General features: G+C 68.1%; 11 protein-coding genes. 1 reads left to right on the forward strand and 10 read right to left on the reverse strand.

Going from position 1 to position 12,866, the window contains the following annotated elements; genetic code table 11:
• Positions 1–26: 26 nt before the first annotated feature.
• The 4 genes from LYSHEL_RS12405 to LYSHEL_RS12420 all read right to left on the reverse strand — a co-directional run bounded on the left by LYSHEL_RS12405 (position 27) and on the right by LYSHEL_RS12420 (position 5,639).
• On the reverse strand, positions 27–3,182 hold the full coding sequence (locus LYSHEL_RS12405; RefSeq protein ID WP_213434340.1) for an efflux RND transporter permease subunit: 3,156 nt from the start codon (positions 3,180–3,182) through the stop codon (positions 27–29).
• Between the two features lie 162 nt (positions 3,183–3,344).
• Positions 3,345–4,544, reverse strand: coding sequence for an efflux RND transporter periplasmic adaptor subunit (locus tag LYSHEL_RS12410; RefSeq protein WP_213434341.1), 1,200 nt, complete (start codon positions 4,542–4,544; stop codon positions 3,345–3,347).
• Positions 4,522–5,373 (reverse strand): SDR family oxidoreductase, encoded by an 852-nt coding sequence (locus LYSHEL_RS12415; RefSeq protein ID WP_213434342.1) that lies wholly within the window; start codon positions 5,371–5,373, stop codon positions 4,522–4,524. The genes LYSHEL_RS12410 and LYSHEL_RS12415 overlap by 23 nt, the downstream gene beginning before the upstream one ends.
• Positions 5,370–5,639, reverse strand: a complete 270-nt coding sequence (locus LYSHEL_RS12420; RefSeq protein ID WP_213434343.1) for a hypothetical protein — start codon at positions 5,637–5,639, stop codon at positions 5,370–5,372. Before LYSHEL_RS12420 ends, LYSHEL_RS12415 begins: the two co-directional genes overlap by 4 nt.
• Before the next feature lie 150 nt (positions 5,640–5,789).
• Here LYSHEL_RS12420 and LYSHEL_RS12425 point away from each other — a divergent pair, with 150 nt between their 5' ends.
• Positions 5,790–6,845, forward strand: a complete 1,056-nt coding sequence (locus LYSHEL_RS12425; RefSeq protein WP_213434344.1) for a LysR family transcriptional regulator — start codon at positions 5,790–5,792, stop codon at positions 6,843–6,845.
• Between the two features lie 278 nt (positions 6,846–7,123).
• On the opposite strand, the gene LYSHEL_RS12430 is transcribed toward LYSHEL_RS12425, so the two are convergent.
• The 6 genes from LYSHEL_RS12430 to LYSHEL_RS12455 form a co-directional block, all read right to left on the reverse strand.
• Complete coding sequence (locus tag LYSHEL_RS12430) at positions 7,124–7,546, reverse strand: GFA family protein (RefSeq protein ID WP_213434345.1); 423 nt, start codon at positions 7,544–7,546, stop codon at positions 7,124–7,126.
• Complete coding sequence (locus tag LYSHEL_RS12435; protein WP_213434346.1) at positions 7,546–8,712, reverse strand: PQQ-dependent sugar dehydrogenase; 1,167 nt, start codon at positions 8,710–8,712, stop codon at positions 7,546–7,548. Before LYSHEL_RS12435 ends, LYSHEL_RS12430 begins: the two co-directional genes overlap by 1 nt.
• 25 nt (positions 8,713–8,737) lie before the next feature.
• Positions 8,738–10,594 (reverse strand): ABC transporter ATP-binding protein, encoded by a 1,857-nt coding sequence (locus tag LYSHEL_RS12440; RefSeq protein WP_213434347.1) that lies wholly within the window; start codon positions 10,592–10,594, stop codon positions 8,738–8,740.
• A gap of 117 nt (positions 10,595–10,711) precedes the next feature.
• Positions 10,712–11,617, reverse strand: coding sequence for a DUF4097 family beta strand repeat-containing protein (locus LYSHEL_RS12445; RefSeq protein ID WP_213434348.1), 906 nt, complete (start codon positions 11,615–11,617; stop codon positions 10,712–10,714).
• 53 nt (positions 11,618–11,670) lie between these two features.
• Positions 11,671–12,210, reverse strand: coding sequence for a hypothetical protein (locus tag LYSHEL_RS12450; protein WP_213434349.1), 540 nt, complete (start codon positions 12,208–12,210; stop codon positions 11,671–11,673).
• Positions 12,207–12,803, reverse strand: coding sequence for an RNA polymerase sigma factor (locus tag LYSHEL_RS12455; RefSeq protein ID WP_213434350.1), 597 nt, complete (start codon positions 12,801–12,803; stop codon positions 12,207–12,209). Before LYSHEL_RS12455 ends, LYSHEL_RS12450 begins: the two co-directional genes overlap by 4 nt.
• Between the last annotated feature and the right edge of the window lie 63 nt (positions 12,804–12,866).

The following is a 12,866-nucleotide window of genomic DNA, read 5'->3' on the forward strand; positions in this document are numbered from 1 at the left end:
GATGCAAATCCTCATGGGGGAGGGAATCAGGCGTGGGCCGACGCAGTGGCCGGCAGGGCGTCGCGCGCAACGAGCTTGCGCAGCGCGACGTAGAACACGGGGGTGAGGAACAGGCCGAACAGCGTCACGCCCAGCATGCCGGCGAACACCGTGATGCCCGTGACCGAGCGGACTTCTGCGCCCGCGCCATGCGAGAGCACCAACGGCACGGTGCCGGCGATGAAGGCGATCGAGGTCATGACGATCGGGCGCAGGCGCAGGCGGCAGGCTTCGAGCGCGGCTTCGATGATGCCCTTGCCCTGCAGTTCGAGTTCGCGGGCGAATTCGACGATCAGGATCGCGTTCTTGCACGCCAGGCCCATCAGCACCACCAGGCCCACCTGCACGAACGTGTTGTTGTCGCCACCGGTCAGCTTGACGCCGAGCAGCGCGGACAGCATGCACATCGGCACGATCAGGATCACCGCCAGCGGCAGCGTCCAGCTTTCGTACAACGCGGCCAGCACGAGGAACGCGAGCAGGATGGCGAGCGGGAACACGATGAACGCGGCGTTGCCCTGCGTGGCTTCCTGGTAGCTCAGGTCGCTCCAGTCGAAGCCCATGCCGTTGGGCAGCACTTGCGTCGCGATCTCCGACACCTTCGCCATCGCTTCGCCGGACGACATCACGCGCGGATCGGCTTCGCCCAGCAGGTCGGCGGCGGGATAGCCGTTGAAGCGCAGGACCGGGTCGGGGCCGTAGGTCTGCTTGATCGTGACCATCGAACCGATCGGCACCATCTCGCCGTTGACGTTGCGCGTGCGCAGGTTGGCGATGTCTTCCACGTGGTCGCGGAACGGGCCATCGGCCTGCGCGATCACCTGCCACGTGCGCCCGAACATGTTGAAGTCGTTGACGTAGGCCGAGCCGAGGTAGGTCTGCAGCGTGTCGAACAGTTCCGTCAGCGGAACGCCCTGCGCCTTCGCCTTGACGCGGTCCACTTCGGCGTCGAGCTGCGGCACGTTGGCCTGGTAGCTGCTGATCGGGAAGCCCATGCCCGGCGTCTGCGCGGCCATGCCCTGGAAGCCCTGCACGGCGTTCTGCAGCGCGCCGTAGCCCAGGTTGCCGCGGTCTTCGACGAACAGCGAGTAGCCCGACCCGTTGCCGAGGCCGAGGATCGGCGGCGGCATCAGCGAGAACGCGAAGCCTTCCTGGATGCCGGCGATCTTCGCGTTGAGCTGGTCGTTGATTTCCTTCGCGGACTGGTGGCGCTCGCTGAAGGGCTTGAGCGGGAAGAACACGACGCCGCTGTTCGGGGTGTTGGTGAACTGCAGCGGGTTGAGGCCCGGGAAGGCGACTTCGTGCGCCACGCCGTCGATGCCCTTCGCCGCGGCGGCGATCTTCTTCAGCGCCGCGTCCGTGCGTTCGATCGACGCGCCTTCCGGCAGCTTCACGCCCGCGATCAGGTACAGCTTGTCCTGGATCGGGATGAAGCCGCGCGGCACCCACGAGAACACCAGGCCCGTGGCGAGCAACAGCACGCCGTACACCGCGAACACGCGGCCACGATGCGCGAGCAACCCGCCGATGCGGCCCTGGTACTGCGCCGAGCTGCGCTTGAAGAAGCGGTTGAACGGACGGAACGCCCAGCCGAACGTGCGGTCGATCCCGCGCGACAACGCATCCTTCGGCGCGTCGTGCGAGTGCAGCAGCTTGGCGGCGAGCGCCGGCGACAGCGTGAGCGAGTTGATCGCCGAGATCACCGTCGAGATGGCGATGGTCACCGCGAACTGCTTGTAGAACTGGCCGGTCACGCCCGACAGGAACGCCATCGGCACGAACACGGCGCACAGCACCAGCGCGATCGCGATGATCGGGCCGGAGACTTCCTTCATCGCCTGGTGCGCGGCTTCGAGCGGCGTGCGGCCTTCCTCGATGTTGCGCTCCACGTTTTCGACCACCACGATCGCGTCGTCCACGACGATGCCGATCGCGAGCACCAGCCCGAACAGGGTCAGCGTGTTGATCGAGAAGCCGAGCAGGTACAGCGCGCCGAACGTGCCGACGATGGACACCGGCACGGCGATCAACGGAATGATCGAGGCGCGCCAGGTCTGCAGGAACAGGATCACCACCAGCACGACGAGCGCGATGGCTTCGAGCAGCGTGGTGACGACGGCCTTGATCGAATCGCGGACGAAGATGGTGGTGTCGTAGACGGTGCGGTATTCCACGCCGGGCGGGAACCGCGTCTTGAGCTGTTCCATCTTGGCCACGACGCCGTCGCGGATCGCGAGCGCATTGGCGCCCGGCGCCTGGAACACGCCGACCGCGGCCGCGTCCATGCCGTCCAGGCGCGCGCGCAGCGTGTAGTCGCCGGCGGCGAGTTCCACGCGCGCGACGTCCGACAGGCGCACGACTTGCCCGTCATCGCCGGCCTTCAGCACGACGTTCTTGAACTCGTCGACGGAACGCAGGCGACCCTGCGCATTGATCAGCGTGAGGAAGTCGCTGCCGTTCTTCATCGGCTCGGCGCCGAGCTGGCCGGCGGAGACCTGGATGTTCTGCTCGCGGATCGCGCGCGTGACGTCGCCGGCGGTCATGCCGCGGGCGGCGACCTTGTCCGGATCCAGCCAGATGCGCATCGCGTAATCGCCGCCGCCGAAGGTCTGCGCGTCGCCCACGCCGGGCAGGCGCGCGAGTTCGTCGCGGACGTGCAGGCGCATGTAGTTGCGCAGGTACAGCGTGTCGTACTTGCCATCGGGCGAGACCAGGTGCACGACCATCAGGAACACGGGCGACTGCTTCTGCGTGGTGACGCCCTGGCGGCGCACGTCTTCCGGCAGGCGCGCGAGTGCCTGCGCGACGCGGTTCTGCACGCGCACCGCCGCGTCGTCGGCGTTGGTGCCCGGCTTGAACGTGACGGTCATCTGCAGCACGCCGTCGGAACCGGCCACCGACTTGAGGTACATCATGTCCTCGACGCCGTTGATGGTTTCCTCGAGCGGCGTCGCGACGGTCTCGGCGATCACCTTCGGGTTGGCGCCCGGATACACGGTGCGCACGACGACCGACGGCGGCACCACTTCGGGGTATTCGCTGATCGGCAGCAGCGGGATCGCGATCAGGCCGGCGGCGAAGATCACGATCGACAGCACCGCGGCGAAGATCGGGCGATCGATGAAGAATTTGGAGAAGTCCATGGGGGCTCCGGAGAGGCTGACGCGGCGGACGCGGCGTCGTTGCTGTAATTCGGAAAAGCGGGGACTAGGGGCCGGGGACTGGGGACCAGGGAAAGCAAGGCCCGGGGCAGAGCGTTCTGCTCTTCCCTGGTCCCAAGTCCCTGGTCCCTGGTCCCGTACGTGCTACTTCACCGCAACCTTCTCGCCCGCCGGTCCCGCGCCCATGACGACGACCTTCGGCGCCACCGGCATGCCCGGCATGAAGACCTTCTGCACGCCGTGCACGATCACCTTGTCGTTGGCGGCAAGGCCGGTCTGCACGACACGCAGGCCATCGATCATCCCGCCGGTCACGATGTCCTTGCGCGCGGCGGTGTTGTGCGCGCCGAGCACGTAGACGTACTTGCGGTCCTGGTCGGTGAGCACGGCCTTGTCGTCGATCAGCATCGCGTGGAAGGTGCCGCTGCCCGGGAGTTGCACGCGGGCGTACAGGCCCGGGGTGAACACGCGGTCGGGGTTGGGCACCACGGCGCGCGCGCGGATCGTGCCGGTCTTCGCATCGACCTGGTTGTCGACGAAGTCCACGGCGCCGTCGTGCGGATAACCGGTTTCGTCGGCGAGGCCGACGTGCACCGGGTTGCGCACGCCGTTGCGTTCGCCCTTGCGGGCCAGCGCGCCGTAACGCAGGTAGGCCTGCTCGTCGCTTTCGAAGTAGACGTACATCGGGTCCTGCGAAACCAGCGTGGTCAGCAGCGTGGCGTCGGCCTGGGCGAGGTTGCCTTCGGTGACCATCGCGCGGCCGGCGCGGCCGTCGATCGGCGCGCGCACCTGCGTGAACTGCAGGTCCAGGCGCGCGGCGGCGACCGCGGCTTCGGCGGCGCGCACGCCGGCGTTGCCCTGCGACGACGCCGCCTTGCGGATCTCGAACTCTTCGCGCGAGATCGCCTTGGCTTCGATCAGCGTCTGCGCGCGCTTGTCCTGCATGCGGGCGAGGGTCTGTTCGGCGCGGGCGCGTTCGAGGTTGGCGGTGGCCTGGTCGAGCGCGGCCTGGTACGGGCGCGGGTCGATCACGAACAGCAGGTCGCCCTTGCGGACGTCCTGGCCTTCGCGATACGCCACGCGCTGGACGTAACCGGAGACGCGCGGGCGCAGGTCGACGCTTTCGACGGCGGCGACGCGGCCGGTGAATTCATCCCACTGCTGCACGTCCTTCGACAGCACGGTGGCGACGCTCACTTCCGGCGGCGGCGGCGCGCCCTGCGGCGCGGCTTCGCTGTTGCACGCGGCGATCGCGGCGGGCAGCAGCGCGGACAACAGCAGCGCTGCGAGCGGAACGTTGCGCCCGCGTGCGGGCGCCTGGTCAACGGCGGGTCGGACGGTCATGGGTGTCTTCCTTGGAGGGGGAGGGAGCGGAGGGCGTTGCGATCGATCCGAGCAATGTGCGCGCGTCCTGCAGACAGCGTGATGTCAGCAGGGCCGCATCGATATCCGCGGCTTGCGGTGGGTCGTCGTCCGGGCAGGGCCCGGTACAGGTGATGACGGCTTGCGTCGGTGCGCGATCGCGACGATCGATGAGTTCGAGCACGCGGCGGCCGATGCCGTTCGCGCTCGGCCACTGCGAACAGGCGTGCGCGGCATTCGCATCCGTGCGCACCGGCCATTGCAGCGACAGCAGCTGCAGGCGCACGCCGAGGGCGCGGGCTTCGTCGTGCAGCACGCGCGCGAGCATGTGCAGTGCGGCGGCGCCGACGGAGCGATGGCCGTAACCGGCCCACGGACGTTCGCCGCCCGGGCCGTCGATGAGGATGTAACCGCCGGTGCGGCCGCCCTTCGCGAGCAGCGGCAGGAGATGGCGCGCGGCGGCGAGGTGGGCGATCACGCCCTTGTCGATCGCTTCGCGCAATGCGTCGGACGATGCATCGAGCAAGCGGCCGCGCTCGCGTTCGGTGCACAGCGCGGCGACCACGCCGTCGATCGGACGGTCGAGCTTGCGGAGCTTGGCGGCCAGCGCCGCGGCGCGACGTTCGCCGTCGAGCGTGGCCACCAGGGGAAGAAAGTCGGCGTGCGCATGCGTTCCCTGCATCTCGCGCAACCCATCGCGGTCGGAGGACACCGCGATGACGGGCCGACCGGCATCGAGCGCGGCGCGGACCACGCCCCGCCCGATGGCACCGGTCGCGCCGAGGACCAACAAAGCGGCCCGGGCGGTCATTGTCCCGCTCCCGGGATGTTTTCTCCCGAATATGGGATGAGGCTCCGGGCGAGGTCGTGGCGCTGGAGCGCGCCGGCCACCGCGAGGACGAGCACCAGCAGCGGCATGCCGACCAGGAACGCGAGCACCCAGGCCATCAGCCAGGCCTGGCCGTTGCCACCGGACATGGCTTCGCTGATCGCGGCAAAACCCAGCCAGCCCAGCACCGCCAGCGCGGCGATGAGGAGCGGGAGGACGAAGAGGCGGGTACGCTGCACGACGGACATGGCACGGTGGGTCGGGTGGGGATGGCGCACACCTTAGGCTTGCAGGTGGCACTTGATTAGCCGGCAAATCGGGGAATAATTGTCCCGGCCCCGGTCCAATCGTCCCTGCGACGATTCCCTCCCCGCCGGGGGCCCAATCAGGAGCAGTGCATGGCTCGCGATCTCAACGACACCCTGATCTTCGTCAAGGTGGTCGAACACGGCAGTTTCATTTCCGCGGCGCGCGCGCTGCGCCTTCCCAAGACCACGGTGAGCCGCAAGGTGCAGGACCTCGAAGTCCGCCTCGGCGCACAACTGTTGCATCGCACGACGCGCAAGCTCGGGCTCACCGAGGCGGGCAACATCTATTACGAACATTGCCAGCGCATCGCGCGCGAGCTCGACGAAGCCGAGAGCGCGGTGGGCCAGTTGCAGGGCGGCCCGCGTGGTTGGTTGCGCATCACCGCGCCGTATTCGATGGGCATCGAATGGATCGCGCCGCTGCTCGGCGAATTCCATGCGCGCCATCCGGAAGTGCGCGTGGAGATGGTGCTCAACAACGAGCCGCTCGACTTGATCGACAAGGAAATCGATGTCGCGCTGCGCGTAGGCAACCTGCCGGATTCCAACCTGGCTGCGCGCCGCCTCGCGGTGCTGCGCACGCAGGTGTACGCCAGCCAGCGCTATCTCGAGGAGCACGGCGAGCCGCTGCATCCGGACGACCTGCAACACCATTCGACGCTGGCGATGCAGAAGCAGCGGCGCAACGGGTTCGGGTTCGCCTGGCCCTTGCACGATGGCACGCAGTCCACCGATTACCGCATCGATCCGGTGTTCGTGGCCAACGATCCGGCGGGGTTGCGCGGTGCGTTGCTCGGCGGCGAGGGGTTGATGCTCGCCAACGACATCATGATGAAGCCGTACACGGCCAACGGGTACGTGCGGCGCGTGCTGCCGGCGTGGAACGGGCCGGAGTACGAGTTGAACGCGGTGTTCCCGCGCGGGCGCGTGCAGTCGCCGAAGGTGCGGGCGTTCGTGGATTTCCTGGTCGAGCGCTTGAACTTCGATGTGGACTTCATGCAGCAGGCGGTGTGCCCGGGCAAGAGCTGCAGCGAGGTGGGCAAGGTGCCGGCGATGGACAATGCTTATCGGTTGGCGTTGCGGAAGGTGGCGGATGATGTGGCGCCGGCGCCGGTGCGGCCGGAAAAAGAAGTCGCGTCGGCCTGAGGCTGTCATCCCCGCGAAGGCGGGGATCCATGGGGCGCTGCAGAAGCCCGCCTGGGGTGAAGACCGCGTCGCCCGAACCCGCGGCGGGGTAAGAATTTCTCGCCGACGTGGCGGCGAAAATTCTCACCCCACCACGGGCTGGGGCATCACCTTGCGCGCCTTTTCGATCAAGGGGCCGACCTTTGCATGAGGTCGCTGGCGTGCGTGGTGACGCACGCACAACCCAATCACTTCTTTCGCGGCAATCAAGAGCGGGATCCCTGCAGGGTCACTTGCGCTCAGTCGGCGAATTGCACGTCTGCGATCCAGCGGGCGCTGCGGCGCGACAGCCTTGCGTCCAGGGATTCGCCTTCTACGCTGCTGTCGCTGCGGTCGAAGAGGGCCGCATCGATGTTTTCGAAGGTGTTGATGTTGACGACTGCGTACGTGCGGGCGTCGATGGTGCTTGTTGCGAGCGGGACGACGCCGCAGCGTGTGCAGACGTGGAAGTCGGCGGTGTTCGTGCCGAAGGCGTAGCGCGCGATGTGCGCGGGGTCTTCGATGTGCACGCGCAGGCGGGCGTCGACGTGCGAGGTCCAGGTGGCGCCATGCTTGCGGCAGAAGGTGCAGGTGCAGGCGCGTGCGGGGATGCGCGCGGCTGCGGCGGGCCAGGTCAGGTCGAAGCGCAGGTTGCCGCAATGACAGGCGCCGTGGAGCTCCATTACTTCATGCCGGGTGGTGTGAGGCGCAGGAGCTTTCCGTCTTCTTCGTCGGTCAGCACGTACACCTGGCCGTCGTTGCCGACGCGCACGTCGCGGATGCGCGCGCCCTGGTCCTGCAGCAGGCGTTCTTCGCCGACGATGGTGTTGCCTTTCAGCGTGAGGCGGATGAGGTTGGATTCGGCGAGCGAGCCGAGGAACAGGCTGTCGTTCCAGGCGTTGCCGGGGCGGCCGGTGTAGAACGCCAGGCCCGAGAGGCCGGGGGATTTCTTCCAGTAGTGGTGCGGCTGTTCCATGCCGGGCGCGGCGGTGCCGACGGATTCGGAAATCTTCAGGCCGGAGTAGTCGATGCCGTAGGTGATGATCGGCCAGCCGTAGTTCTTGCCGGGTTGCGGCAGGTTGATTTCATCGCCGCCCATCGGGCCGTGTTCGCTTTCCCACAACGTGCCGGTGCGCGGGTCGAGCGCGAGGCCCTGCATGTTGCGGTGGCCGTAACTCCAGATTTCGGGCCGTGCATCCTTGCGGCCGACGAAGGGATTGTCGCGCGGGATGCTGCCGTCTTCGTTGAGGCGCACCAGCTTGCCCTGCAGCTTGTCGAGTTGCTGCGCGAGCGGTCGGTACGTGCGCTCGCCCTGCGTGATGAACAGGTGGCCGTGGCCGTCGAACACCAGGCGCGAACCGAAGTGGCTGCTGCCGGAGAGCTTGGGTGCCTGGCGATAGACGACGCGCATGTTTGCCAGCGCGTTGTCGTTCAACGTGCCGCACGACACCGCGGTGCCGGCCGTACCGTCGTCGCCGGGCTCGGCGTAACTCAGGCACAGGCGATGCGAGGTCTTGTAATCGGGCGCGAGCACGACATCGAGCAAGCCGCCCTGGCCTTGCGCGAACACCGTGGGGACGCCGGCGATCGGTTCACCGATGCGGCCCTGCGCATCGAGGTGCCGCAGGCGGCCATCGCGTTCGGTGACGAGAAAGCCGCCTTCCGGCAGCAACGCGACCGACCACGGATGCGACAGGCCATGCGCGAGGGTTTCGACGCGCATGCCGTTGCTGGCGGTCGAGGCTTGCGGTGCCGCGGCCGATCCGGCGGGCGCCGCGGCGGGCGATTGCTGCGCACTGCAGGCGCAGCCCGCGACGACGGCCAGGAACAACAACGCACGGGGTGCCATGGCGGTTCTCCTCGTTCGCAACGGGTCAACGATAGCCTGCCGCCTGCAATTCGAACAATTCGGCGTAGCGGCCGCCTTCGGCCAGCAATTGCGCGTGCGTGCCGCTGGCCTCCAGCCGTCCTTCGGCGAGCACCAGGATGCGGTCGGCCATGCGCACGCTGGAGAAGCGGTGCGAAATCAACACGGCGGTGCGGTCGGTCGAGAGTTCCTTGAAGCGCTGGAACACTTCGAACTCGCTGCGCGCATCCAGCGCGGCCGTAGGTTCGTCGAGGATCATGACCTGCGCATCGCGCATGTACGCACGCGCGATCGCGATCTTCTGCCACTGGCCGCCGGACAGATCCACGCCGGTGCGGAAGCGTCGGCCGATGACCTGGTCGTAGCCCTGCGGCAACCCCGCGATCACTTCGTCCGCGAACGCGCGCCGCGCGGCGTCTTCCACGCGCGCGCGATCGTCCATCGCTTCGATCTGGCCGACGCCGATGTTTTCGCCGGCCGTCAGGTGATAGCGCACGAAGTCCTGGAAGATCACGCCGATGTTCGCGCGCAGGTCGTCGAGGTCGTAGTCGCGCAGGTCGCGGCCGTCGAGCAGGATGCGGCCTTCGTCGGGGTCGTACAGGCGCGCGAGCAGTTTCACCAAGGTGGTCTTGCCGGCGCCGTTCTCGCCGACGAGCGCGAGCACTTCGCCCGCGTGCAGTTCGAAGTCCAGGCCGCGCAGCGCCCAGCGCTCCGCATCGGGATAGCGGAATCCGACGTTCTCGAACCGGAAGCCCTTCGCGATCGGGCGCGGGATCGGCAACGCGTCGGGCTTCGAACGGATCTCGGGCTGGATCTCGAAGAACGAATACAGGTCGTCCAGGTACATCGCCTGGCCCGCGACCTGGGAAAACCCGATCAGCAGGCTTTCGAGCAACTGCCGCAGGCGGCGGAAACTGCCGGCGAGGAAGGTGAGGTCGCCGATGCTGAAATCGCCGCGCACCGTGCGCCACGCGATGTACGCATACGCCAGGTAGTAGCCGAGCGTGCCGAGCGCGCCGAGCAGCGTGCCCCACACCGCGCGGCGGCGGGCGAGGGCGCGGTTGGCGAGCATGAACTTCGTCGAGAGCGTCTGGTAGCGCGCGATGAAGTACTTGTGCAGGTCGAAGATCTTCACTTCCTTCGCGGTCTCGACGCTCGCGCCCATCTGGCGGAGGTATTCGAGCTGCCGGCGTTCCGGCGTCCACTGGAAGTTGAGCGAATAGTTGAGCGCGTTGAAGTGCGACTCGCCGACGAACGCCGGCACCAGCGCGATCGCCAGCAACACCATCAGCCACGGCGCGTACACCAGCAGCCCGGCGGCGAAACTCACGACGGTGATCGCGTCCTGCGCCTGCCCGAACAACTGGCTGAGCAGGTTCATGCGGCCCATCGTCTGGCGGCGCGCGCGGTCGAGCTTGTCCTGCAGGTCGGGATCCTCGAAGTCTTCGAGGTCCAGCGTCGCGGCGTGTTCCATCAGGCGCACGCTGGTCGCGTTGGTGAACATCTCCGACAACACCGAGTCGGCGTAACTCACCAGGCGTGCGAGCAGGTCGGCGAGGATCGCGAGCGCGAATTCGCTGAGCAGCAACATCGCGAGGTGGTCGAGCTGGCCGCTGCGCCACGCCTCGGGCAACGAATCGATGCCGAGTCCGCGGCCGACCAGGCGCACGGCTTCGTCGATGATCAGCTTGCCGATGTAGAGCGTGGCGATCGGCAGCAATGCGCGGATCAAGCGCAGGCCGAGGCTCGCGATCGTCAGCCCGCGGCTGGTCGCCCAGATCTCGCGCAGGAACGGCGGAAGGTTGCGCAGGGCGCTGACGCGTTCGCGCAGGGACGGGTTGGATGGGCGGGCAGGCTCGGCCATTGCCGCAGTCTGCGGGGACGCCCGTGAAGCCGGGGCCCGGAAAAAGAAAAAGCCGCGCATCGCTGCGCGGCTCTCGTCCTTGCCCCGGTCCCTGGTCCCAGGTCCCCGGTCCCGGCTTTATTCGAAGATCAACTCCGCATCGCCGGAGAACGTCTCGATCCGGATCTGCCCGGACCCCGTGCCGTAGCGGTGTTCGAAGCTCGCGCCCGGGCCGTACTTCGGACGTTCGATTTCCGCGCCCGGGGCTTTCAGGTCGCCGCTGAAGGTTTCGCCCGACGCGCGCGCCGAGGTGGCCTTCGGCAGGCGCAGGTGCAGGTCGCCGCTCACCGATTCGGCCTTCAGTTCGCCGCCGTCGAGCAGGCCGGCGCGCACGGTCACATCGCCTGACACGGTGGAGGCGGCGATGCGGCGCAGGCGCTGGCCGTTGGCATCGGCCTGGATGTTGCCGGACACGGTTTCCACGTGCATCTCGCCGGTGAGCTTGCCGCGCAGTTCCAGGTCGCCGCTGACGGTGGTGGCGCTGACTTCGCGGCTGTTGAGCGTGAGGCGCAGGTCGCCGCTGACGCTTTCGATGTCGGCTTCGCGCGGCGCGCCGGCGACGACGACGTCGCCGCTCACGCTGTCGATCTGCAGCGATTCGCCGGCGGTGCCGAGCACGTCGACGTCGGCGGACACCGCGTCGATTTCCAGTTCGGCCAGCACGGGCACGTTGATGATCAGCTCGGTCGGCTCGGTCTTGTTGTCGCCGCCGCCCCAGCCGCTGCGCTTGGGATATTCGACGCGGATGCTGAGATCGCTCTCGTCGCCTTCGATGGACAGCTTCTCCACGCCCTTGCCGAGCGTGCCGCCGATGTGGACTTCCGGCTTGTCCCACACGCGGACCTGGATGCGGCCTTTCACGTTGTCGATTTCGATGTGCCCGCGCTTGTCGAGGGGACGGGTCTGGTCGATCGGCGTGCCCGCCCACGCCGCGGGTGCGGCCATGCAGGCGATCAGGGCGACGGTGATGAGCTTGCGGGTCATGGGGTGTTCTCCGGAAAAGTCGTGCAAATGCGTTCGGCTGGAATGTGTGTTGGTCATGTGGCGAGCGTGGCGATCCGCTGGGTGAGCGCCAGGCGGCGGGTATAGGTGCGTTGCAGGCGGTCGAGGAGGAAGCGCGCGTCCGGATCGCGCTGGAGCGCGGTGCGGATCTGCGCGGCGCTGCGATCCAGGACCTGCAGTTCCGGCGCGACCGAGGTGCGGCGCGTCGGCACGCCGGTATCCATCACTTTCAGGGCGGCCTGGTATTCAAGCGTCATCGCATCGGCTTCGCGGGCGAGCAACTGGTGGTGCGGGTCGTTGCCGGACGCACCGGTCGGCGCGGGCGCCGGACGCAGCTGCCAGGTGAGGCCGGCGACCAGCGCCAGCGACGCGGCGATCGCGAAGGGCACGAGGCGCTTGTTGCGCAGCGGCACCGTCGGGCTGGCCGGGGCGCGTTGCGGCGTCGCGGCCAGGCGCTGGGCGATCGATGGCCACAAGTCGGTGGACGGCGGCAGGTCGCGGCGCAGCGCGCGCAGTTCCCAGCGCAGGGCGTCGGGCAGCGGAGTCGGGGCGTCGTCGTGCTGGATGTCGATCATCGTGCTTCTCCAAGGCGCGTGCGCAGCAATCCGCGCGCGCGGTGCAACTGGGCTTTCGAACTGCCGACCGCCATGCCGAGTTCGGCGGCGATCTCTTCGTGCTTCCAGCCTTCCACGTCGTGCAGCACGAGGACGGCACGGGCCCGCGGGGGCAGGGTGGCCACCACGCGTTCCAGGTCCATCGACAGGGCGGTGACGTGCCCGGCCGAATCGATGCTGCCGAGGTTGTCCAGCGCATCTTCGTCGTCGCTGGCCTGCGGCCGGCTGCGGCGCGCGCGCAATTCCATCAGCGCGGTGTTCACGGCCAGGCGATGCAGCCAGGTGGTGAACGCACTCTCGAACCGATACCCCGGCAGCGCCTGCCACGCGCGGACGAAGGCTTCCTGCGTCAGGTCTTCCGCGCGGCCGGCATGGCCCCCGACGAGGCGGGCGATGACGCCGTGGACGCGACCGCTATGCCGGCGATACAGCGCCTCGAAGGCGGTCATGTCGCCGCGGCCGGCGGCACGCACCAGCACGCCGTCCGGATCCTCGGCGGGCACGGGCGCGGCAGTGGTGGCGGGTGTCCATTCGGTCACGGCGGAAGTCAGCATACCCAGTCCGATGCGCTGGCCAGCCGCAAGGTTTAGAAGGCCCCCGCGCCCCGGGCCGGGATA

The sequence above is a fragment of the Lysobacter helvus genome (genome assembly GCF_018406645.1).
In the GTDB taxonomy this organism is placed as follows: domain Bacteria; phylum Pseudomonadota; class Gammaproteobacteria; order Xanthomonadales; family Xanthomonadaceae; genus Noviluteimonas; species Noviluteimonas caseinilytica.

Coding starts and splice junctions, on each gene's coding strand:
- LYSHEL_RS12405 (WP_213434340.1), bottom strand. CDS start 3,182: ATGGACTTCTCCAAATTCTTCATCGATCGCCCGATCTTCGCCGCGGTG.
- LYSHEL_RS12410 (WP_213434341.1), bottom strand. CDS start 4,544: ATGACCGTCCGACCCGCCGTTGACCAGGCGCCCGCACGCGGGCGCAAC.
- LYSHEL_RS12415 (WP_213434342.1), bottom strand. CDS start 5,373: ATGACCGCCCGGGCCGCTTTGTTGGTCCTCGGCGCGACCGGTGCCATC.
- LYSHEL_RS12420 (WP_213434343.1), bottom strand. CDS start 5,639: ATGTCCGTCGTGCAGCGTACCCGCCTCTTCGTCCTCCCGCTCCTCATC.
- LYSHEL_RS12425 (WP_213434344.1), top strand. CDS start 5,790: ATGGCTCGCGATCTCAACGACACCCTGATCTTCGTCAAGGTGGTCGAA.
- LYSHEL_RS12430 (WP_213434345.1), bottom strand. CDS start 7,546: ATGGAGCTCCACGGCGCCTGTCATTGCGGCAACCTGCGCTTCGACCTG.
- LYSHEL_RS12435 (WP_213434346.1), bottom strand. CDS start 8,712: ATGGCACCCCGTGCGTTGTTGTTCCTGGCCGTCGTCGCGGGCTGCGCC.
- LYSHEL_RS12440 (WP_213434347.1), bottom strand. CDS start 10,594: ATGGCCGAGCCTGCCCGCCCATCCAACCCGTCCCTGCGCGAACGCGTC.
- LYSHEL_RS12445 (WP_213434348.1), bottom strand. CDS start 11,617: ATGACCCGCAAGCTCATCACCGTCGCCCTGATCGCCTGCATGGCCGCA.
- LYSHEL_RS12450 (WP_213434349.1), bottom strand. CDS start 12,210: ATGATCGACATCCAGCACGACGACGCCCCGACTCCGCTGCCCGACGCC.
- LYSHEL_RS12455 (WP_213434350.1), bottom strand. CDS start 12,803: ATGCTGACTTCCGCCGTGACCGAATGGACACCCGCCACCACTGCCGCG.